This is a genomic window from Kitasatospora azatica KCTC 9699 (assembly GCF_000744785.1).
GTDB lineage: Bacteria > Actinomycetota > Actinomycetes > Streptomycetales > Streptomycetaceae > Kitasatospora > Kitasatospora azatica.
In genome coordinates this window covers 5,549,953-5,570,758 of the sequence record NZ_JQMO01000003.1, presented here as the reverse complement: position 1 = coordinate 5,570,758, position 20,806 = coordinate 5,549,953, and the positions used below count along the sequence as shown (strand labels likewise).

16 protein-coding genes and 2 pseudogenes are annotated in these 20,806 nt (G+C 69.9%); 9 read left to right on the top strand and 9 right to left on the bottom strand.

What is annotated here, in order from left to right; translation table 11 throughout:
- Positions 1-70: 70 nt before the first annotated feature.
- A complete protein-coding gene (locus tag BR98_RS35230) occupies positions 71-364 on the top strand; it encodes a hypothetical protein (protein WP_035851461.1) in 294 nt (97 codons plus the stop codon).
- A gap of 210 nt (positions 365-574) precedes the next feature.
- Here BR98_RS35230 and BR98_RS35225 read toward each other — a convergent pair whose 3' ends face one another.
- From BR98_RS35225 to BR98_RS35215, 3 genes are all read right to left on the bottom strand, one after another.
- Complete coding sequence (locus tag BR98_RS35225) at positions 575-1,942, bottom strand: tetratricopeptide repeat protein (RefSeq protein ID WP_035851459.1); 1,368 nt, start codon at positions 1,940-1,942, stop codon at positions 575-577.
- Positions 1,939-2,631 (bottom strand): class F sortase, encoded by a 693-nt coding sequence (locus tag BR98_RS38710; RefSeq protein WP_157538106.1) that lies wholly within the window; start codon positions 2,629-2,631, stop codon positions 1,939-1,941. Before BR98_RS38710 ends, BR98_RS35225 begins: the two co-directional genes overlap by 4 nt.
- A gap of 110 nt (positions 2,632-2,741) precedes the next feature.
- The gene (locus tag BR98_RS35215; protein ID WP_035851455.1) at positions 2,742-4,415 is read right to left on the bottom strand and encodes a DUF4331 domain-containing protein; all 1,674 of its coding nucleotides are present in this window, start codon (positions 4,413-4,415) and stop codon (positions 2,742-2,744) included.
- A gap of 1,212 nt (positions 4,416-5,627) precedes the next feature.
- Here BR98_RS35215 and dacB point away from each other — a divergent pair.
- From dacB to BR98_RS35200, 3 genes are all read left to right on the top strand, one after another.
- Positions 5,628-7,223 carry a D-alanyl-D-alanine carboxypeptidase/D-alanyl-D-alanine endopeptidase gene (gene dacB, locus BR98_RS35210; RefSeq protein ID WP_051970944.1) on the top strand — a complete coding sequence of 532 codons (1,596 nt, stop codon included), beginning with the start codon at positions 5,628-5,630 and terminating at the stop codon, positions 7,221-7,223.
- A gap of 1,095 nt (positions 7,224-8,318) precedes the next feature.
- Positions 8,319-9,167, top strand: coding sequence for a papain-like cysteine protease family protein (locus tag BR98_RS36950; protein WP_051970941.1), 849 nt, complete (start codon positions 8,319-8,321; stop codon positions 9,165-9,167).
- A 14-nt stretch (positions 9,168-9,181) separates the two neighbouring features.
- Positions 9,182-10,114, top strand: a complete 933-nt coding sequence (locus BR98_RS35200) for a hypothetical protein (RefSeq protein ID WP_051970939.1) — start codon at positions 9,182-9,184, stop codon at positions 10,112-10,114.
- Positions 10,115-10,360: 246 nt separating this feature from the next.
- Here BR98_RS35200 and BR98_RS35195 read toward each other — a convergent pair whose 3' ends face one another.
- On the bottom strand, positions 10,361-11,272 hold the full coding sequence (locus BR98_RS35195; RefSeq protein ID WP_035851454.1) for a helix-turn-helix domain-containing protein: 912 nt from the start codon (positions 11,270-11,272) through the stop codon (positions 10,361-10,363).
- A 173-nt stretch (positions 11,273-11,445) separates the two neighbouring features.
- On the opposite strand from BR98_RS35195, the gene BR98_RS35190 reads away from it, so the two are divergent.
- The 3 genes and pseudogenes from BR98_RS35190 (at position 11,446) to BR98_RS39965 (ending at position 14,817) form a co-directional block, all read left to right on the top strand.
- Positions 11,446-12,915 (top strand): MFS transporter, encoded by a 1,470-nt coding sequence (locus BR98_RS35190; protein ID WP_035851452.1) that lies wholly within the window; start codon positions 11,446-11,448, stop codon positions 12,913-12,915.
- Positions 12,916-13,058: 143 nt separating this feature from the next.
- Positions 13,059-13,280: pseudogene (locus BR98_RS41850) on the top strand (transposase); the annotation flags it as partial.
- 142 nt (positions 13,281-13,422) lie between these two features.
- Entirely contained in the window at positions 13,423-14,817 is a 1,395-nt protein-coding gene (locus BR98_RS39965) for a hypothetical protein (protein WP_157538102.1), read from the top strand.
- 225 nt (positions 14,818-15,042) lie between these two features.
- Here the strand turns inward: BR98_RS39965 and BR98_RS38700 are convergent.
- Positions 15,043-15,433 (bottom strand): annotated as a pseudogene (locus BR98_RS38700) (integrase); the annotation flags it as partial.
- Between the two features lie 489 nt (positions 15,434-15,922).
- On the opposite strand from BR98_RS38700, the gene BR98_RS36945 reads away from it, so the two are divergent.
- Positions 15,923-17,266 carry a serine/threonine-protein kinase gene (locus tag BR98_RS36945; RefSeq protein ID WP_051970931.1) on the top strand — a complete coding sequence of 448 codons (1,344 nt, stop codon included), beginning with the start codon at positions 15,923-15,925 and terminating at the stop codon, positions 17,264-17,266.
- Between the two features lie 129 nt (positions 17,267-17,395).
- On the top strand, positions 17,396-17,617 hold the full coding sequence (locus BR98_RS35165; protein ID WP_035851451.1) for a hypothetical protein: 222 nt from the start codon (positions 17,396-17,398) through the stop codon (positions 17,615-17,617).
- 221 nt (positions 17,618-17,838) lie between these two features.
- On the opposite strand, the gene BR98_RS35160 is transcribed toward BR98_RS35165, so the two are convergent.
- The 4 genes from BR98_RS35160 to BR98_RS35150 form a co-directional block, all read right to left on the bottom strand.
- On the bottom strand, positions 17,839-19,347 hold the full coding sequence (locus tag BR98_RS35160; protein WP_051970929.1) for an NCS1 family nucleobase:cation symporter-1: 1,509 nt from the start codon (positions 19,345-19,347) through the stop codon (positions 17,839-17,841).
- A 227-nt stretch (positions 19,348-19,574) separates the two neighbouring features.
- Positions 19,575-19,739 (bottom strand): hypothetical protein, encoded by a 165-nt coding sequence (locus tag BR98_RS39960; protein WP_157538100.1) that lies wholly within the window; start codon positions 19,737-19,739, stop codon positions 19,575-19,577.
- Between the two features lie 2 nt (positions 19,740-19,741).
- Positions 19,742-19,921: a substrate-binding domain-containing protein gene (locus BR98_RS35155; protein ID WP_035851449.1), complete on the bottom strand. Its 180-nt coding sequence runs from the start codon at positions 19,919-19,921 to the stop codon at positions 19,742-19,744.
- Positions 19,922-20,022: 101 nt separating this feature from the next.
- Entirely contained in the window at positions 20,023-20,760 is a 738-nt protein-coding gene (locus BR98_RS35150) for a VOC family protein (protein ID WP_035851448.1), read from the bottom strand.
- Positions 20,761-20,806 lie beyond the last annotated feature (46 nt).

Below are 20,806 nucleotides of genomic sequence, written 5' to 3'. Positions count from 1 at the left end.
GCAGCCGGAGGTTCCGCCCGTGCCAACCCGCCGACGCCACCCCACGTCCCCCACACTTGTCCTCGCCCTGATGGTCCTTTCTCTCACCACCGGGTGCGCCTCCACCAAGGAGGGCCGCTTCGATGCCCAGCCGGCCACCCCCACACCAACCTGCCAGAAACACCAGAGCCAGGAACCTGGCACCCGCTACACCGACAGCGAGAATTCCGACCCGATGTCAGTCCTGGAGATGATGCGCTTCTACACCGCCAACGGCGCCAAGGCGTACTGCGACGGCAAGCCCGCGACGGCGACGGACCGCCAGTGGACCCGGCTGTACCGCGCCCTCGGCGGCGACCCCTCCCACGTCCCCACCGGCAACTGAGCCGAGCCGGTCCGCCCGCGACCTCAGCTGGTGACCTCGTGCTGCGGTCGAGCGAGAGTCAGTTGAGAGCGCCAGCCCAGGCGGCGGGTCCGGCATGCCGACCGGGACAGATCAGCTCCATCCCTCGGTTCGGCGAAGCCCGGGGCAGCGCCCACCGCGCACAGGACTCATCGGCATAGCGCCCCTGCCTGCTCACGAGCCGCGTCGCCGCTACTGTCCGGCGCCGAGGTCCTGAATGGCGGCGCGGGCGACGGGGGCGTGAATCGGGCTGAAGTGGTCATTGATGGTCAGTGCCTGGTGGAGTTCGGCGAGGGCCCGATCGGGGTGTCCGAGTGCTTTCTCGATCATTCCCTGGTGGTAGTGGAAGAGGGCGTTGCGCATGCCGAGGGCGGTCGCCTGACGTGACTGTTCCAGGGCTTCGGTGTCGTGCCCGTTGACGTGCAGGGCCCAGGCGTAGGCATCGTGCATCTCTACGAAGGGGCGGGTGCGCAGGCCGTTCTCCCCGAGGGACAGGGCCTTGGCGGGGTCGCCGTGGTCGGCCTCGAAGAGGGTCTGGTCGCTGTCGAGGGCGACGCCGTTGTCGGTGAAGAGCTTCTCCTCGCCGCGGAAGACCTGGTACTGCTGTTCGGCTTCCCTGGTGCGTCCCAGGGACTGGAGTAGCTCTCCGAGTTCGAGGACGTAGGAGGGTTGGGGGACCTTGGCGACCGCGCTGGTGTAGTCGGCGAGGGCGGCGTCGGCGTTGCCGAGCGCAGCTTCGGCTCTGGCACGGCCTTCCAGCAGCTCGGCGGAGCCGGGGGCGGCGCGCAGGCCCGCCTCGGCGTGCGCGAGGGCGGTCTTCGGGTCGCCGTTCTCGAGGGCCAGTTGGGCCAGGTGATAGAGGGTGAAAGCCCGGTCGGCCGGAGTGTTGGCGTCGTTCAGGGCACGCGTCATGTTCTCGGTGGCGGCGTTGACGTCGCCACGCAGTTCCCAGGCGTAGGAGGCGCGGGCGAGTGAGGGGGTGCCGGGTCTGAGGTCGACCATGTGCTGCACGGCGTCGAACGAATCAGCGTAGCGGCCGAGCTGGGTGTAGGCGTCGGCGAGGATCCCGGAGAGGGTCGCGTTGTCGGGATTGACCGCAATGGCCCTCTGGGCCCAGTCCAGGGCCGAGGCGAAGTTGTGCCGGGCGGCTTCCAGAGCGGCCATCCCGGCCATGGCGGTGAAGTTGTCTGCCGCGTCGAGCTTCAACGACTGTGTCAGGACCGCCTCAGCCTTGGGATAGTAGGACGGGTCGACGGTGATCCTGGCCTGCTGGACGTAGTCCAGGCCCAGCGTGCCCAGTGCGGGGGCGTCCTGGGGCGCTTCGCGCAGGCGCTCCTGGAGCCCGGCGATGTCCCCGGCCAGGGTGTCGGCGGAGGTGCTCGCCTCATGCACCGTCCCCGGTCGGCGTGCGGCCGGCCCAGTGTCGGACTGCCCGATGCCGGAGGGCGACGCCAGGCCCAGTCCGCCGGCGAGGAACATGCCAACGCCCAGGACGCCGACGGCCGCCACGGGCAGGAGCCGGCGGCGGCGCAGGGCGGAGAACGGCTTGGGTCTGGTCACGAGACGCTCCGTTGGGCTGGGGAGGTGGCTGAGGCTGACCGTGTCGGGGAGGTCGCGGGCGGTGCGGGCTCGGCGAAGACGACGAGGTTCGACAGGTACTCGTGGGCGTCGCGGTCGTAGATGCCGCCGCACGTGATCAGCCGAAGGCCGGGGGTGGGTGTCGGGCCGTAGACCAGGCCGTCGGGAAAGTTGTCCTTGGTGTAGCCGCGCAGCGCCTGGACCGTGAAGGAGACAGTGGTGCCGTCGGCCTCGTCCACGTCGATGCGGTCGCCCGGTCGCAGGACGGACAGGCCGGCGAACACCGCGGGCCCGGTCCGTGAGTCGACATGCCCCACAAGGACCGCGTTTCCCGCACTGCCGGGCGACGGCCCGTTGGTCCACCAGCCCGCTACTTCGGGGTCGCCGGGTGCGGCGAGGTGGCCGTCTTCCTCTACCTGAAGGTCCGCCACCGCAGTGTCGACGCCGATGCGGGCAATGCGAAGCCGTACCGGTGGCGCGTGCCGGCCAGGCGACGGCTCGCCGGTCAAAAGCGCACTGGCACTGGCTGCGGCTTGCGGTCCAGACACAGGCCCGGCCGAAGGAGAAGGCACCGGCAAAGCGCCGATGTTCGGGGCCGCTACCACTGCCGCATCCGGACGCTGAAGCAGCCCCATCGTCCCGACCCCGAACAGCACCAGCCCTGCGGCCACCGCCAGAGCAGCCGCCGGGCGCCAGACGGAGCGTCGTCCCGGGAACGGGGCGGGCCCCGGTCGCCCGCCCCTGGAGAGGGGAAGGCGGCCGGGACGTAGAAAGCGGGCCACTACTCGGCGGCCCGCCGACGGCGAAGCGCCAGCAACCCGGCGCCGCTCAGCAGGACGCCGCCGCCCAGCGCGGACGCAGCCACGACCGGGAAGCTGCCCTCCTTGCCCATGCCGACCAGGCCGCCGAAGCCTGCGGCGACACCGCCACCGGGGTTGTCGGAGTCGGCCTGGTTGACGGCTGCGGTGTTCGGCAGCGCGACGTAGGGGAAGTGCTTGCCGAAGGCGTGGTCGGGGGCGTTGACGCCGTCACCGGCCGCGAGCGCCGGCACGATCTTGCCGGTCTGGGCCGCGCCCTCCAGGGCCTGCAGCTCGATGTCCACGACATCGTCGGCCAGGCGCCGGCCGTTCGGGAAGCCGGCCAGGTCCTGGCCGAGCACGCCGAGCCGGTTGGGCGACTCGGTGGGCGGCACGGCCATGTTGAGGCGCAGCTCCTCGGCGGGGGTGAACTTGTCCTTGCTGACATCGGCGTTCAGCAGCTGCGAGTTGAGGTCGGCCTGGATCGGACCGCCGGAGTTCTTCGAGATCCCGGTCAGGAAGATCTCGACGAGGTCGTTGCGCGGGGTGGCTGGTGCGGGGATGCCGTAGATGCTCTGGATGAGCTTGGGCACGATCGGATCCTTGACCTTGTCCACCACCGGGGTGACGGTGTGGTCGTTCTCCGGTGCCAGCGCGTTGAAGGCGTCCTTGTACTTCAGCGGGACGACGACCTCGTTGACCAGCGGATTGCCCAGGCGCGAGACCTGGTGCCAGCCCTCACCGCCCTTGTCGTCCTTCCTGCCCTCGTCCTTCCTGCCCTCGCCGCCCTTGCCCTCGCGGCCCTTGTCACCGCTGCTGGTGACCATCGCGCCCTTGCGGTCGGTGGTGGACCACACGCCAATCACCGGGTTGCGCGACGCGTCGCCCTTGAGCGCGAGGTCCTTCTTCGGGACCTGCAGCACGATGGTGTTGACGTTGTAGCCGGCCAGCGTGTTGTGGCCGGTCTCCTTCAGGTTCCCGCCGTAGAGCAGGTCGAAGACCCGCAGGTCGAGGAAGAACGGGTCGGCGGCCTGGCCCGCGTAGGTCTGACCGCCGCCCGGCAGGTCGACGATCGCCTGCTGACGCAGCGAGGCGTAGTCGGGCATCGAGGCCTTGCCGACGTTCGACGGGGCCGCTGGCGCGTCCTTGAGCAGTGTCTTCACCGACCCGTCGGGGCCGGTCACCGTCAGGGTGTACGTCTGACGGAAGTTCAGGTTCGGGTCGTCCAGGGTCTTCACGACGCCGGTGTTGTAGAGGAACTGGTTCGCGTCGTCGCGGATGTGGTTGGCAAACGTCCACGTGTAGGTGGTGTCCGGCTTGCCGTCACCATCGCTGTCGATCTTGATGGTGTAGTGGGCGTCGTCCGCGAACGGGTAGAAGTTCGGGCCGCCGTTGGGCTCCTCGAACGGGATCCAGTTCGCCACCAGCGTCACGGTGTCGGGCTTGTCCGGACTGACGAAGGCATACACGTCGGTATTGTCGGCGCGCGGGTCGCCCGCGATGAGCGGGGCCTCACGGTGACTGGAAGCGGCACTGGTGCCCGGCGTGAGGCCGGCGAGGCCGGCTGCAGCGAGCAGAGCAAGGACTCCCATTCCGGCCATAGGGCGCTCGGCGCGACGGGCCGGCACCGGCAAGCGGGGCGTACGAGGAAGCTGCATGATCCATCTTTCCGTGACAGTGACAGCCCTGGCGCGGCGTGCCCGACTGGGCTGCGTCCGTGTGAGGGCGGTCGGCAATGGGCGCCGGTGCCGACAGGCACGGGCGCTCTTGGAGACAGGGACGCGGTGGCGAAGGGTGTCCCGCGTGTTCGCGGAACTGGCCGCGTAAAGCACCTCGCGCCGTACGGCCTTGTGCCCGGCCGCTGTCACATCCCACGGGCCGTGCGGCCCATTCACCACGAGACCACGCTACGTATCGACTCCACTACTCAAAGGAGCCGTTCGGGTATGCCTCAACGCTTTACCCCGCCGAGGTGGCAGATATCGCGTCACTCTCGTCTCCGGGCTTAACAGGCCCCGGGTCAGCACCGTCGCCGCAAATCAGGCACCCTTACGACCAGGCATGCTCTGTGGTTCCCGCCTTGCGGGTGCCGACAGCTCAGCCGTACTGGCCACGGAGCATGTCGGTACTCACCGAATAGCCGAGCGAAACACTGGCACGGCGTCATGATCCGCGTTTTCATGCCTCTTCGGAGTAGGGTCCCGGAAAAGGCGACCAACGTCTACACCAACTGCGTTTCCCCACGCGGTGGCGGCATGTACGTACGGGCTTAGGACACACGATTTCCCACGGTGCTCGATTTCCGGGCAGCATGGATCGGCGCCCGTACCAGACCTTCGGGCAAGTGCGGGCGTTCATCGTTTCGCGCCCCCCTGACCTGCATTTTGCGTTGTGCGTGGTTGTAACGGCAGCGCAGGCCGAGGGCAACGTAGGTCTGCCGCTTGGTTTCGGGGTCGGCGTCACGTAGGACGTCAGCGAGGCTGCCAGCGTGGTGGACGAGGTCGGCGATCTGCTGTTCCCGTGGGGCGGCCTTCGATCAGGAGATCCGCACCTGCCGCCGTGGTCCCACCGGTGATCCCGCCGGTTATCCGAGGCGATGCGCTGATCGTCACGATGATGCTGACCAGCACCTGTCCCGGTGTCACCACCTGGGCTTGACGCTGCCGGCCGTACGTGTGGCCGAACGAGCGCTCCGTGCAACCTTTCCGGCCGTCAGCGCGTGACTACTCATGACACACCCTCAGATCGCCTATCGCCCGACTGATAGCATGATCACGACAAATGGGGGTATTTCGGTCGGCCACCCGCGCCTGCGCGCGGGCCGGGGCGTGACGGAACCGCCCCCACCGACCCGCTTCTTGGAGCCCCTGTTGACCGCACGCCTGCAGCGCCGCACTCTGCCGCTCGCCGCCGTGATGCTCGCCGCATCCCTGCTCGTCGGATCCGCCCAGGCGGACACCCCTGCGCCCGCCGATCCCACGCTCACCACCGACCTCGGCGCGATCCTCGCCGATGCGCGGCTGACCAACGCTCAGGCCGGCGTGCAGATCATCGACGCCGACACCGGCCAGGTGCTCTACCAGCACCAGCCCGATGCCCTGCTCACCCCGGCGTCCACCCTCAAGACCGTCACCTCGGCCGCCGCGCTCGAACTGCTCGGCGCCGACCACCGGTTCACCACCGAGGTCCGCACCGCCGGCAACGTGCACGGTCCGGTGCTGGTCGGCGACCTCCTACTGCGCGGCGGCGGCGACCCCAGCCTGCGACCCGGGGACCTCGACGACCTCGCCGCCCGGGTCGCCAACTCGGGCATCACCACCGTCACCGGCCGCGTGCTCGCCGACGGAACCCGCTACGACTCCACCCCGTACGGCCCCGGCTGGGCCTGGGACGACCAGCCGTACAGCTACAGCCCGCAGATATCCGGCCTCACCGTCGCCCCGGACTCCGAGTACACCATGGACACCGTGCAGGTGACGGTCACCCCGGGCGCCAACCCCGGGGACGACGCCCGGGTGAGCCTCTCCCCCGCCGAGGCGCCGATGCAGCTCAACGGCAAGATCACCACGGGTGCGGCGGGCAGCACCACCACCGCAGATGTCGAGCGCCGACGCTCCGTCAACTCGCTCGATCTGAACGGCAGTCTGCCATCCGGCGCCGCCCCCGTCACCTTCTGGCAGACCGTCGAGGACCCGGCCGTCTACACCGGCGACGTCTTCGCCGGCGCCCTGGAACGCCACGGCGTCCACGTCATCCACAACGATGTCCGGGCCGCCACCGGCACCGAGGACACCCAGCCACTGGCAAGCCACGACTCGGCGCCGCTCTCCGAACTCGTCGTGCCGATGCTCAAGCTCAGCAACAACGGCATGGCCGAGCACCTCACCAAGGAGATCGGCAAGGTCAAGGCCGGCCAGGGCACCTGGACCGCCGGCATCACCCAGATCAAGAACTTCCTGGTGGCCAACAGCATCACCACCCCCGCCGGCCGCCAGGTCGACGGCTCCGGGCTGTCCCGCTACGACCTGATCACGCCCGCCAAAATGACCGGTCTCCTCAAGGCCGCCCAGACCAAGCCGTGGTACCAGGCCTGGTACAACGCCCTCCCCGTCGCCGGCAACCCCGACCGCCTCGTCGGCGGCACCCTCGCCAACCGCATGCGTGGCACCGCCGCCGCCAACAACGTCCACGCCAAGACCGGCTCCATGAGCGGCGTCGACAACCTCACCGGCTACGTCACCACCCCCGACGGCCACCACCTCGCCTTCACCGCGATGCTGAACAACTTCACCGGCCCCGTCCCGCACGGCATCCTCGACGCCATCGCCGTCCGCCTCGCCACCGGCCACCAGGCCCCCAGCAGTTCCCCTGCTGCCCCTCGCTCCCTCGCGGCCCCGTCCACCGGCTCCACCGCCCCGGACACCGGCACCCGCTGGGAAGACTGCGAATCCCTCCACCGCTGCTGAGCCTTCGCTCCGTAGTCACCGAGGCCCCGAGCAACCGGTAGCGACCCTCCCGCTCGGGGCCTCTTGACGTATTTCGGGACTGCGCCTGCCGAAAATCCGTCCGTCCAGGTCAGGCAGCGTGTCGGTACTCGTGGAGTACTCCGCCGAGCCGGTCGTGGCGGCGTCTGTCCAGGCGGGCGATTCGCCCGGGCGAGAGCAGCGACCACAGTCGGCTTCTGATCGACGATCAAGCTCATGACATGACCGAACAGTTCATCGGGGCACCCGCAGAGCTCACGACTGGAGCCTACGACCGAAGCGGTGACCGCTCACGACGACCGATGACCCCTCCCAGATGCACTCCGGACCGATCGACACCCAGTAACATTGCACACACTCTGTGCAATTGCACTATTTGACTGCGTTTCCAATAGTGCCGTGCCGTGCATAACGGTTTGATATAGACGTATGCAGAGCAGCATGCCGAGCGGACTGGACCACCACTCACCGCATCCGACAACTGGCGCGATCTGCACTGGCACTGACGATCCGTCAAATCTACTCGGCTTCCTTGTTGAAATGACGACATCTTCGCGCGTAGAAACTGGGTACTCCACTGCCGATCTTCGTTCTGGCAAACTTCCGGGCACTTCCATCCCCGACAGGAATGAGGTGCGGCTTGCCCGGTCACAACGGAGCGACTCGCCGGCCGATCACGAGGCTTCCCGCCCTGCGGTCCCGGCGGGCAGCGTCCGGGGAGCGACCGAATGACCGAGACGGCCTGCCGTCCCGGCCGCGCTGCACGTCGACCATCGACGCAATGCCGACGACAAGTCAGCCCGGCAATCCGTCAACTTGCCTGCCGCACAGGGAGTCCACGCGGCACTAGGGCACAGCGCCGAGGACGGAGGCCGGCGGCGGCAGTCCGCGATCCATGGCTGTTCGCCGTGGCCGCGGACTGCCGGCCCTCGGTCCCCGGCGCTGAGCTCGCCGCTCCACCTACCGGAACGCGGGACCACCACCTGCCCCCGGTATGCCCGCGCCGCCGCTGCCGTCGTCGACACCAACGCCGGCCCACCGCGACCGGGCACAACCCTCCTCGACCCAAGGAGCACCATGCACCGACACCGCCACCGCGCCTCCCGGCGCAAGAAAGCGCTCATAGCCGCCGTCGTCGCCCTGCTGTCGGGCGCACTGACGCTGGCCATCGGCGCGTTCGCCCAGGCGGGGCAGCCCACCGGCACCGTGATCGCCGGTCAGGGCAAGTACAGCACCGTCAATCAGCGCAGCCTGCCCTCCGTCTCCTCCCGGATCACCGGCACCTCGGCGGTCGGCGACCGGATCCCGATGATCTGCCGTACCACCGGCGACACGGTCGAGAACGACAACCGGTGGATCTGGTCCGGGACTTACTACATAGCGGACGCCTTCATCCAGGAGAACACCAACAACCTGGCGACCTGCACGTCGGTCCGCCCGACCAGCTGGACCGCCCTTGGCGTCACCATGCAGAAGCAGGTACAGGACGAGTGGTGCTGGGACGCCTCCGGGCTGACCCTCGCCAACTACTGGGGCTACAACCAGTACAGCCAGTACGACTTCTGCCACCTCGCCGCCCAGGGCAGCTGGCTCGACTGCAACGACCAGCCGGCCACCCTGGACGACATGGCCAACGGCCTGGCCAAGATGGGCTTCCGCAACAACGGCTACGACCTCTACCGCAGCGCCTCGTTCGGCGAGACCAGCAACGAGATCGCCAACGGACGGCCGTTCGCCGTGCGCATCGGCTGGTCGACCGGTGGCGGCCACATGAACGTCATCTACGGCTACGACAGCACCAGCAACATGATCGCGGTCGGCGACCCGTGGCCCACCACCCAGACGTACACCTGGTGGAACTACTCCACCTACGCGTCCAACAACCAGTTCCAGTGGACCCACTCCCGTATCGGCATCCACGCCTGAGGAGGCGACCGACCATGCAGACCACACACCTGCCCCGCACCGTCGCGCGGCCGGCCGCGCTGGCCGCCCTGGCCGCCCCGCTGATGGCCGTACTGCTGGCCGCCGGCCCGGCGTTCGCCGACGGCGGCAACGGCGGGAGCGACATTCCCGACTACGGAGCCGCCCAGCAGGTCCTCGGCTCCGCCCAGGTGCACGACACCGTCTCCCGGTTCCTCACCTCGGCGCCGCGCGCGGCCGCCCCGGCCGCAGGCGCCGACGGAGGGGCAGCCGGCGCTCCGCGCAGCGTGCCGAACACCACCCCGGCACCGCGGTTCGACCTGAACAAGAACCCGGTCCCGCTCTACGAACTGACCCCGGACTTCGTCACGGGCAAGACGGCGGCCACTGCTCAGAACGCGCTCCGGCTGTCGTACCTCGCCTCCCGGGTGACTGCCGCCGACGGGCACCAGGCCGCCGTGCTGCTCGCCCCCAACAGCCAGGATCACAGCTGGCAGCTGGCCGGCATCCGCGACGGCGACTCCGACCTCAGCCTCGCCGAGCGCGGCACCGCGAAGGCCCGCACCTTCACAGAACCGCAGATCCACGCCTGGTACCAACTCACCGAGAACGGCACCGTGGAGCCGCTCAACCAGGAGGCGACCACCGGCCTCGGCGGCAGGACGAGCGTGACGCTCGCCGCCTACCAGAAGCTGGTCAACGGCCGGTACGGCGACAAGCTCCCGGGCTCCGCCTACGACCGCAAGGGCCTCGCCGGCGGCTACGGGCTGACCCAGGGACAGGACCAGGGGCAGGGCGGGACGGCGTCTGCCCAGCCGGTCGCCGCGCCCGCTGCGTCGGCCTCGCCGACGTCCTGGCAGCCGGCGGCGGTGGGTGGCCTCGTGCTGCTCGCCGCTGTCGGAGGCGGCGGGTACCTGCGATCCCGCCGCCGCAGAGCGTCCGCGCGCTGACCGCTGCCGCAGTCTGCCGCGCTGTTGCGGCCAGGCCCCCGGGCAGCGTTCACTGATCACTGGGAAGCACCCAGGTCCAGCTTCCCCCACCACCCCGGACCGCTGTGGGCTCACGGTCTGTGTCCGACCTCGGACACTTCGTTACGCACATAGCAGATGCGGGTCGCGACTCTACAGTCACGATCCGCTTCTTTACGTCGTAGACCAGATTAAGGGGGAGTATCAGGAATTCTCCTGATAGACCCATCAACGGCGGTCAGGGGCGGGGGCGGCCAGGTGGGGTGCGGTCCGCAGAGCATCCAGGCGGCTGGCGGCGACCGTGTCGGCGAGCAGATCGAGCGCGGCCGCCGAGGCGCTGCCGGGCTCCGCGCTGTACAGCATCGTGCGGTGGCCGCTCTCGTCGGAGAGCCGCATGCTCTCGAAGTTCAGCTCCATCGCGCCGACCAGCGGGTGGTGGAACGACTTGCTGCCCACCGTGCAGTTGCGGACTGGATGGCGCGACCACAGGGCGGCGAACGTAGGGCTCTGGATGGTCAGTTGGCCGACCAGTTGGGCCAGTCGCTGGTCCTCGGGGTGGCGCCCGACCACCAGTCGCAGGGCGGCGAGGGCGACCCGGGCCTCCTCGTCCCAGTACATGTACAGCTCGCGGGTGTGCGGATCCAGGAAGAGCAGTCGGGTCAGGTTGGGGCGCTCGGCGGGGAGGTCCGGGCTGTCCGGGGCGAGGTGGCCGGCCAGCAGGGCGTGGCCCAGCGGGTTCCAGGCCAGCACGTCGTTGCGCCGGTCGAGCACCACCGCCGGCACCCGTGTCATCGCGTTGATCAGATGCCGGGTGGCGGCGCGGACCCGCTCCGGGCGCACCGCCGGTACCCGCTTGGCCCGCTCCGGCCGGGCCAGGTTGCGCAGGTGCGCGTGCTCGTCCCGGTTCAGCCGCAGCGCCTGCGCCAGCGCGTCCAGGACCCCGTCCGAGGCGTTGGTGCTCTGCCCCTGCTCCAGGCGCGTGTAGTAGGTGACGCTGACGCCGGCCAGCATCGCCAGCTCCTCACGGCGCAGCCCGGGAACCCGCCGCCGGTTGACGCTCGGGTTGAGCCCCACGTCCTCCGGTCGCAGCTGGGCGCGTCGGTTGCGCAGGAACTCTCCCAGCGCGGTCGGTGTCTCCATGGCACCAGTCTGCCCGCGCGCAGGGCCCGGAGTCGGGCTCAAGGTAACCCTGCGAGTGCTACTTTCGGCGGTCCTACCAAACGCCCGGCTACCTTCCGCAAGGATCTGGGTAGCCGCGGCGCCCCGGTGCAGGCTCTTTCTCGTAGCAGACACCACGACGAAGGGGTTGCGCCATGTCCGCGGTCGACGATCTGAACATCCGGGAACAGCGGCCCGCTGCCCGCGCCGACCAGAGGGAGGACCCGTCCAAACTGTCGGGGCGGTCACTGCTGGTGCTGATCGTTCTGCTGGTCGCTCAGTTCATGCTCGCGGTGGACTTCTCCATCCTGAACGTGGCGCTGCCGGTGATCGGCAACGGACTGGGCTTCCCGCTCGGCAACCTGCAGTGGATCGGGACCGCTTTCGCCCTGTCGGCGGCCGGTTTCACGCTGCTGTTCGGCCGGGTCGCCGACCTCTTCGGGCGCCGGCGGCTCTTCCTGACCGGCCTGGCCGTGCTCGGCGCTGCCTCGCTGGCCGGCGGCCTCGCCACCAGCCCAACGGTCCTGATCATCGCCCGCGTCACCCAGGGCCTGGCCACCGCCGCCGTCACTCCGGCGGGCCTGTCCCTGCTGACCACCTCGTTCCCCGAGGGGCCGCTGCGCGACAAGGCGCTCGGCCTCAACGGCGCCCTGATGTCGGCCGGCTTCACCACCGGCGCCATCCTCGGCGGCATCCTGACCGACCTGCTCAACTGGCGCTGGGCGTTCTTCATCAACGTCCCGTTCGCCCTCGCCGTCCTGATCATCGCCCCCAGCGTCATCAAGGAGAGCCGCGCCCAGAGCCGTCCCAAGCTCGACCTGCCCGGAGCCGCCACCGTCACCCTCGGCCTGCTCTCGCTGGTCTTCGGTCTGACCCGGGCCGGGCAGCGCGGCTGGAGCGACCCGACCGCGCTGCTCACCCTGGCGCTGGGCGCCGCCCTCCTGACGGCCTTCTACTTCGTCGAACGCCGCGCGGCGGCTCCGCTCGTGCCGGTGGCCATCCTGGGGCGACGCACCGTCGTCTGGGGCAACACCGCCGGGCTGATCGCCTTCCTCACCGAGACCTCCCTGGTCTTCCTGATGACTCTCTACCTCCAGGACGTCCTCGGCTTCTCCGCCCTCGCCGCCGGGCTCTCCTTCGGCGTCCTCGGCCTGGGCACCGTGATCGGCGGCTCCACCGCGGCCAAGGTCATCGCCCGCACCGGCACTCGCAGCACTCTGGTGATCGGCGGTCTGATCCAGGCCGCCGCCACCGCCTCGCTGCTCGCCCTCGGCGTCAGCCACGCCTTCCTGTGGCTGCTGCTGCCGGCCACCTTCATCGGCGGAATCGGCAACATGTACGTCATCGTCGGATTCATGGTCACCGCGACCTCCGGCCTGCCCGACCACGAACAGGGCATGGCCACCGGACTGGCCACCATGACCCAGCAGATCGGCATCACCATGGGCACCCCGATCATGAGCTCGATCGTCGCCACCCAAACCGGTGCGCTGATCACCACTCAGCGTGTGCTCGACGGTGTCGGACTGGCCGTGCTGGTCAACACGGTCCTGGTCCTGGTCGGCGTCCTGACCACCGCATTCCTCCGCACCCGCAAGGAGCAGCAGAGCGGCGTCGCGGCATAGCCCACGCGCGCCTTCCCCGGGGCGCGCGCGAAGCGGAGCGGGACGGCCGTCGAGCCGTCCCGCCCTGCCGCATCTGCCCCGCACGGCCCGCACAGTCGCAGGACAGCCCGCGCACCTGCGGCGCCTGGGCGAGGGCTCCTCACTTGGGGTGGTGGGAGCCGGTCCTGCCGGCCTGGCCCGAGCGGTCTCCCGGTCCGAAGCCCGTGTCGGACCGGCTGTGCCTGCAGGGCATCCTGTTCGTGCTCCACACCGGGATCCCGTGGCAGCAACTGCCCCTGGAGCTGGGCTTCGGGTCCGGGCAGACCTGCTGGCGGCGCCTGGAGCGGTGGCAGGAGGCCGGCGTCTTCGACCGGCTGCACCAGATAAGGAACGTGCCGTGCCGGAAAAGCCTCCGTAGTAAGCCCGAAACACTCGTGGTGTTCTGTGCTCCTGAGACGGATCCAGTGTCGAGGGGCGGATGTGACGACCACGAGGGGGCTCTCTGAACCTCCTGATGCAATGCGGCACTTGGCGGAGCGTCTGTGCGGGGTCGCAGCGCTCGTTGACTGGGAGGGCAGCTGGTTCCGGGAGTTCTGGCAGCGCGACACCGATGGCATGCGTGACTGCCTGGAGGGTCGGGAGGTTCCGCCCTGGGACGTGATCGAGTCCCTGCTCCAGGACCTCGCCACGGCCAAGGGCGTGGAAGGCGCCCGGTACGAGGCGACGCGGCTCCGCTCCCTGTACCGCGCCGCGGTAGGCGCCTATGACCGTGGGGACGGGGTCCGGGCGACGCTCGCCGAACGGTTGCGCCTGCTGCGGGAGGAGCAGCATCGCTCGACCCGCCGTCTGCGGGACCTTCATCAGGAGATCAGCGCCTGCGTCACCGGCATGGACGATCTACGTGCCATCGAGAGCGATCTGGCCTGGGCTCGGGACTACCACGCGCGGATCTGCAGTCGCATCGACGAACTTCGCAGCCGGGTAGCGGCCCTGGAACAGGCGGCCCTGGAACAGGTCGAAGCGCCATCCTTCCTCCCCTCGCCCGAGGGTCCCCGGCCGTCGGATCCGCAGCCCGCCACGGCCCCCGCGCAGAAGCACAGGCGCCGGCAGCGCGGTGGCGCCCGGTTCGCGGGTCTGGACATCAACGACGAGGCAGACTCCACCGACCTGGCAGGTGCGGATCCGCTCACCCAGACCGTGGCCGCGCCCCGCGGCGCCCGGTTCTCCGGGGCGGCGACAACAGCCTCCGTGGTGACCCTCGCGGCTCCTGCTCCGCCGGGAGCGGACGGCGTTCCGCGCGGTGCGCGCTTCTTCGCAGGTGCCGAGGACACGCCCGTTGTCCGGGTCGCACCCTCGGTGGACGACGCGGACCGCGCGGCGGTCACCCACACCGTTGAGCTGCTGCGGCAACTTCGCGCGCAGAACCTCGGCGGCCAGGCCCACGCCGTCCTCGCGGAGACCGCACACCAGCCGGCCGCACGGTTCCCCCTGCTGGCCGAGCAACTGGAACGAGCGGGCCTGGCCGCGGACTGGGCCACACTGCTGTGGGAGGTGGCCGCTCTCCCGCTCGACCTCGTATTCGCCGCCGCTGACGCCCTCAGTGCCACCGGACGTTCCGCCGACGGCGATCAACTACGGCGGCAGTGCATGAACCGCTCTGCCCTGGACATCGGCACGGCCGTGGCCGACCTGATCGGCCAGGACCGGCACACGGAAGCCCGTGCGGTCCTCGACATCCATCTCCGCACCCGCACCACCAGCGACTCCGCCGCCGTGGCCCTTGCCGACCCCGTCCGCCTGGTGCCACTCCTCCTCAAAGTCGCCCTGAGCATCGCACCCGAGCTCCACGAATCCCTCGTCCGATCCCTCCGCGTCGCCGGGGCGGGCGCCGAAGGCTCCGCAGCACGGTTACCGGCCCGGTAGGGAGACCTGGCAGCCTGCCCCGTGCCATGCGCCACGGTGTGCGTGCCGAAATCCCCGTCCGCACTGGTCAGGCCGCGTGCTGGTACTCGTGGATCACGCCGCCGAGACGGTCGTGGCGTCGTATGTCGAGGCGGCTGATCTGCTGTGGTCCGATGATCGCTGTGGGCAGTGCCCGAAGTGGGGCGGCGCTTTGGAGGGATCGGTGGGTGCGGTGGTAGTTGTGGGGAGAGCGTCAGCCTGGGAACGCAGGAAATCGGCCCATGTTGTCAATGCCCGGTCGGGAGCGGGGCCGATACCTTCCGATTTGAGGATCTCCCACACGTTCGACGCGGCCACACGGATGCCCAGCAGGGCGAGTTCACCGTGGATTCCCGATAGCCCAGGGCGGGTTCTCGCTGACCAGGCGCAGGACGAGCTGGCGGATCGAGGCGCAGGTACGCGGACGCCCAACACGCCGGCGGCGGCTGGCTACGGCGTGACGTTGCCGCATCAGATCGCGGTGCCACCGCAACACCGTGTCCGGCCGCACCACCAGGCGCAGCCGTCGCAGTACCGCGCGCGGCAGCCGCGCCAGCAGCGCCGCCAGAAACACCTGGTCCTCCAGCACGAACCGCACCCTCGCCGAACCGAGTTGTCTGCCCGGGCCGCAGTGCGGAGTCCTGGCCACCTGGTACGTGCGGCCCGGCGTCACTTCGTGAGGTCCTGAGGTCGTACATCCGTGAGGGCGAGCACTGGATGGACGTACTGGAAGACCTCTGGATCGTCGTTCATCGCGCGGAGCATGCCCGACACCCAGCGCCGTCGCCAACCGTTTTTGGCGTCGAGAGGACGCCCTCACTCGAGCCTCAGCGGTCAACACGCAGGACCAGTGGGAGACATGGGCATTCGCGAGCCGGTTTCCAGGCGTCTTCCTCCGCCTGCCCTTCCGGGGCCCGGCGGTAGGAGTGGTCACCGCGATCCCCGCTCCGGCCGACCAGTACCAGGAGACCGTCCAGCCCTGAGGCCGCCGACGGAGGTAGCTCTATGCTGGGCCGCTCTCCGATGATCACGAGGACGAAGGGCGGACGCGGTGCAGAGCGGCACGGTCGTGGCAGGACGGTACTTGATGGACCGTCCGATGGGCGCCGGCGGGATGGGCGAGGTCTGGGCTGCCGAGGACCAGTTGCTTGACCGGCGGGTGGCGGTGAAGCTGCTGCACCGGACCGACACCGACTCCCGGGAGCGCTTCCTGCGCGAGGCGCGGGCCGTCGCCGGGCTGCAGCACCCGGGGATCGTGGTGGTGCACGACTTCGGCGAGTTCGACGGCATGCCGTACCTGGTCATGGAGCTGCTGGCCGGACGTTCGCTGGAGACCCGCCGGGGTGACGGCCCGGTCGCCGTGGGCTGGGCCGCCGAGGTGGGTGCCCGGGTAGCGGAGGCCCTGGCGGTGGCCCACGCCGCCGGGTTGGTGCACCGGGACGTCAAGCCGAGCAACCTCTTCCTCACCGAGGAGGGCGCCGTCAAGCTGCTGGACTTCGGCCTCGTCCACGAGCGCCCGCAGGCCCCGGACGACTCCGGGAGCACCGACCGCACCACGGCCGCCGGCACCCTCGCCTACATGGCCCCCGAGCAGTACACGGGCCGCAGTGTCGATGCCCGGGCCGACCTGTACGCGCTGGGCGGCACCCTGCACGCCCTGCTGACCGGGTGGCCGCCGGCCGGTGGCCCGCAGCTGCGGGAGTTGCGCCCGGACGTGCCGAAGGAGCTGGAGCAGCTGATCGGCTCCCTGCTCCGGCCCGACCCGGCGGAGCGCCCGGCCGAGGCCGCGCCGGTCGCCGAGCAGCTGCGCCGCCTGGCCGAGCGGCACGGCGGCCGGAAGGCCCCGAAGACGGTGCGGCAGATCCCCATGGGCCGCGCACCGAAGGGGGCCAAGGGGTCGCAGCACCGGGTGCGCCGGGCCGTCCTGAGCAGTGCGGCCGTGCTCGCCCTCGCCCTGGCCGCCGTCAAGGTCCTCGACGTGCCGTACGCGACCTCCGACACCGCCGCCACCCCCGGGTGGGAGCCGAACCACCCGACCGCCATCCCGCTCCCGCCGCAGCTGCACCCCGGCGACTGCCTCTCCTACACCGAGCCGACCAGTGATCTGGACACGAACCTGGACGCGGGGCTCGGCTGGACGCGGCTGGACTGCGCCCGCCCACACCAGGCGCAGGTCGTCAAGATGCTCACCCTCACCGATCCGACCTTTGCTGCGAAGTGGCACACCGCCCTCGCCCTTCTGAACAGCGACTGCGACACGGCCGCCACGGACGTCGAATCCACCCACCCCTCGCTGAGTTTCGCCCGGGCGGTGCTCGGCCCGACCCAGGCCGACTGGCTGTCGGGCGCCGGCCGCTTCGCCTACTGCACCGTGCACCCCCGGGACGGCGGCGAACTGGCGATGGACCTGCGGCCGGTAGCGGGCGGCTGACCGTACGGGGTGAACGGTTGAGGGCCTTCCGGCTCGGTGGGGATTGCGGCACCTCGACCGAGTTCAGGAGGCCCTCGTGCCCCACCGTAACGTTGGGAGGCGTGCCGGTCCTGGGCGAGAATGATGGCCATGAACGAGAACACCCCCGACGCACCCACCTCGGCCATCGAGAGGCGCGACCAGCTCCTTCAGGCGATGCGGCAGGGCGGCGGCGCCTGGGACTGGGTGCGCGCCCGCGCAAGCTATGTGGTCGAGCCCGACCCGCGCACCGTGCGGCGGGACCTGGAGCAGCTGCGCAAGTCGGGCGCGATCTACCGCGACCGGGAGACAGGCAAGTACCAGGCCGGTTAGTTGGCCGGCGATGGTTCCCCGCGCAGCGGCGGCATGTGCGTGTGGTTCAACTCGGCCCTCGGACACCGAACGTGAGCCCACGGGTTCCGTAAAAGTGCTGGTTGAGATTCATCTCAACCAGCACTTTCTGCTTTCCCGAGCCACCAGCGCTCGTCGACGACGGGCGACGGCTGTGGCCCCCCCGCCCCCCGAGCCGGGGGCCGGGGGGCCACAGTGACGAATCAGGCCGTCTTGTCCGCCGGGAGCGCCGGGAGGATCCGGCTCCTGCCGCCGCTGACCGCGAAGTACAGCGAGCCGGCGACGATGACGCCGATGAACCAGCTGTACGGGCCGAGCGCCGCGCCGTAGCCGGCCGGGCCGTAGATCGGGAGGAGGCTGGAGAAGACCGCGCCGACGGCGGCGGCGGCGAAGGCTCGGATGTTCCAGCCGCCCTGGAAGCGGAACTCGCCGTTCTCCTGGTAGAGCGCCGCGACGTCGATCCGCGCCTTGCGGATCAGGTAGTAGTCCACGATGATCACCCCGAAGATCGGGCCCATGGTCGAGCCGATGGCGTTGACGAAGCTCGGCGCGTTGTCCCAGGGGTGCAGCGGGTAGAGCAGGAGCGCGACGCCGGCAGCGATCAGGCCGCCGCGCCGGAAGTCGATGTACTTCGGGGCGACGTTGGCGAAGTCGAACGCCGGGCTGACGAAGTTCGCGACCACGTTGATGCCCAGGGTGGCGACCGCGAAGGTCAGGGCGGCCAGCAGGACGAGGTAGACGCTGTCGAACTTGGCGGAGATCTTGGCAGGTTCGAGGATCACCTGGCCGTAGACCTTGCTGGCCGCCGCAGTGGTCAGGGCGGCGACGAAGGAGAAGAGGACGAGGTTGACCGGCAGCCCCCAGATGTTCCCCTTGCGCAGCGTCTTCTCGTTGGGCACGAATCGCGCGAAGTCACCGAAGTTGAGGACGAGAGCCGCGAAGTAGGTGATCCACGTCGCCGCGATCGCCGCTATCGCGGCCAGCGAGCCCGGGGCCACGTCCAGGCCGGTCGAGCTCTTGGCGAGCGCGGCGAGGTCGCCGGCCGGCATGTCGACCGAGAAGGACAGTGCGCCGGCCTTGACCGACAGAACGACGGCGAGGATCAGCATCATCAGCCAGACGACCGGCCCGGCGAAGTCCTGGAAGCGGCGAACCGTCTCCATTCCCTTGCTGATGACCAGCAGTTGAGCGGCCCACACAGCCAGGAAGCACACCACCTCCAGGCCGCTGTGCCCGAGCAGGTGGGTGGTCTCGTGGAAGTGTCTGGGGCCGCTGTATCTGGTGAGGAAGGCGACGATCGCGCCGGCGGCCGCGCTGGTCTGCGCCCCGTACCAGAAGGTGGCGACCACGGCCCGCACCAGCGCCGGGACGTTCGCGCCGAAGGTGCCGAACGAAGCCCGGGCGAGCACCGGGTACGGCACACCGGTCCGAACGCCCGCCTTGCCGATCAGCGTCATCAGCCAGTAGATCACCAGCGAGCCGACGCCGATCCCGATGACGAACTTGAAGGCGTTGCCGGCGACGAGGAACAGGCTGGCGGCCAGGAAGTAGCCGTAGAGGCTGTGCACGTCCGAGGTCCAGACGTTGAAGATGCTGAACGCCCCCCACTTCCGCTCGGTGGTGGGGGCCAGGTCTTCGTTGTAGAGGCGCGGTGAGTACTCTGCCGGGACCGGCGCCGGGGTGAGGGGTGTGCTGCTCGCTGTCGTCGTCATGCTCTCTCCATGCTGGGCTGACCTGCAGAAGCACACGTGCGCCGTCAGGGGAGGCAGACCAGGTGCCAGCTGACGTACAGGGAACGGGCCGTGCATTTCCTGGCGATTCCGGCGACGTAAGCGACGCATCAAATTCGGAAGCACCATTTCGCATGGTGGAATAGGCGGCGCGTCACAGGTTGCCGTCGCGAGCACAGGGCGGGGGCCAACCGGGAAGCGGTCGCCGCCTACGGCGGCGCCGGCGGGTGCGACCTGGTGGGTCGGTGTGCCATGGCGTGGCGGGCGGCCCCGATGAGCCCGGACTGGCGCCCGAGGGCCGCGCGGACGACGTGGAGTTTGCGGACGGCGGGCGACTCGTCGCGGGAGAGCGCCTCACGGTCTGCTGGGGCCATGGTCAGCTTCCTTGCGCGTAGGGCCCGAGGATCTCGCCGGAGCCGCGCGGGATCAGGGTGGTGGGCATGACGATCGTGCGGGGCGGGGAGGTGTCCCCGTGGATACGGGCGAAGAGCAGATGGGCGGCGGTCGTGCCGATCGCGACCGGGTCCTGGGCGATGACGGTGACCGGAGGCGTCATCCGCGCGGCGAGGGTGAAGGCGCCCCCAGGCCGTACCGGTACTCGTTGGGTACTCGTTGGCACGGCCGAGGCCCGACTCCGACGGGAGCTGTTGCTCGAGGTCAGCGAGGAGCGAGGAGGCAGAACTCGTTGCCCTCCGGGTCGGCCAGAACCGTCCAGGAGATTGCGGACTGGTCGATGCCCGGGTCGGTGGCGCCCAGCGCACGCAGTCGGGCTTCCTCTGCTGCCAGGTCGTCGCCGGCGTAGGGGCGGACGTCGAGGTGGACGCGGTTCCACCCGCTCTTGGTGTCCGGGGTGCGGAGGAACTCCAGGTAGGGGCCGACGCCTTGGGCGGAGCGCATGGCCGCGTGGTCGTCGGTGACCTCGTGCAGCGTCCAGTCCATCGCCTCGCCCCAGAACCGGGCCATCGCTCCTGGGTCGGTGCAGTCGACCACCACCGCGGCGATCGGCCCGGTGTCCTGGTAGATCGCACGGGGCTCCAGGACGCAGAACTCGTTGCCCTCCGGGTCGGCCATGACCGTCCAGGGGACGTCGCCCTGTCCCACGTCGGCGAGCGTCGCGCCGAGATCCTTCAGGCGCGCGACCAACTGCGCCTGATGGGCGGCCGAGGTGGTGGCCAGATCGAGGTGCACCCGGTTCTTCACCGTTTTGGGTTCCGGACGGGCGACGATGTCGATGCAGACGGCCACCGGGTCGGGGTAGGCGAAGCCCACGGGTTCGAGGTTGGTCACGCCGGGCCCCTCGCTGTCGACACCCCAACCGAGTGCCTCCGCCCAGAACCGGCCGAGCGCGGAGTCGTCCTGGGCCTTCATGGTGATCTGCACAAGTCGTGTTGACATGCCCCAGATCCTAGAAGCTGCCGCCGGCCCGGGCCGCCACGATCAG

Bases quoted from the DNA above. Each gene is read 5' to 3' on its own strand.
- BR98_RS35230 (WP_035851461.1), top strand. From the start codon at position 71: ATGGTCCTTTCTCTCACCACCGGGTGCGCCTCCACCAAGGAGGGCCGC.
- BR98_RS36945 (WP_051970931.1), top strand. From the start codon at position 15,923: ATGGACCGTCCGATGGGCGCCGGCGGGATGGGCGAGGTCTGGGCTGCC.
- BR98_RS35160 (WP_051970929.1), bottom strand. From the start codon at position 19,347: ATGACGACGACAGCGAGCAGCACACCCCTCACCCCGGCGCCGGTCCCG.
- BR98_RS35190 (WP_035851452.1), top strand. From the start codon at position 11,446: ATGTCCGCGGTCGACGATCTGAACATCCGGGAACAGCGGCCCGCTGCC.
- BR98_RS35155 (WP_035851449.1), bottom strand. From the start codon at position 19,921: ATGACGCCTCCGGTCACCGTCATCGCCCAGGACCCGGTCGCGATCGGC.
- BR98_RS35195 (WP_035851454.1), bottom strand. From the start codon at position 11,272: ATGGAGACACCGACCGCGCTGGGAGAGTTCCTGCGCAACCGACGCGCC.
- BR98_RS35215 (WP_035851455.1), bottom strand. From the start codon at position 4,415: ATGCAGCTTCCTCGTACGCCCCGCTTGCCGGTGCCGGCCCGTCGCGCC.
- BR98_RS36950 (WP_051970941.1), top strand. From the start codon at position 8,319: ATGCACCGACACCGCCACCGCGCCTCCCGGCGCAAGAAAGCGCTCATA.
- BR98_RS35150 (WP_035851448.1), bottom strand. From the start codon at position 20,760: ATGTCAACACGACTTGTGCAGATCACCATGAAGGCCCAGGACGACTCC.
- BR98_RS35200 (WP_051970939.1), top strand. From the start codon at position 9,182: ATGCAGACCACACACCTGCCCCGCACCGTCGCGCGGCCGGCCGCGCTG.
- BR98_RS35165 (WP_035851451.1), top strand. From the start codon at position 17,396: ATGAACGAGAACACCCCCGACGCACCCACCTCGGCCATCGAGAGGCGC.
- BR98_RS39960 (WP_157538100.1), bottom strand. From the start codon at position 19,739: ATGGCCCCAGCAGACCGTGAGGCGCTCTCCCGCGACGAGTCGCCCGCC.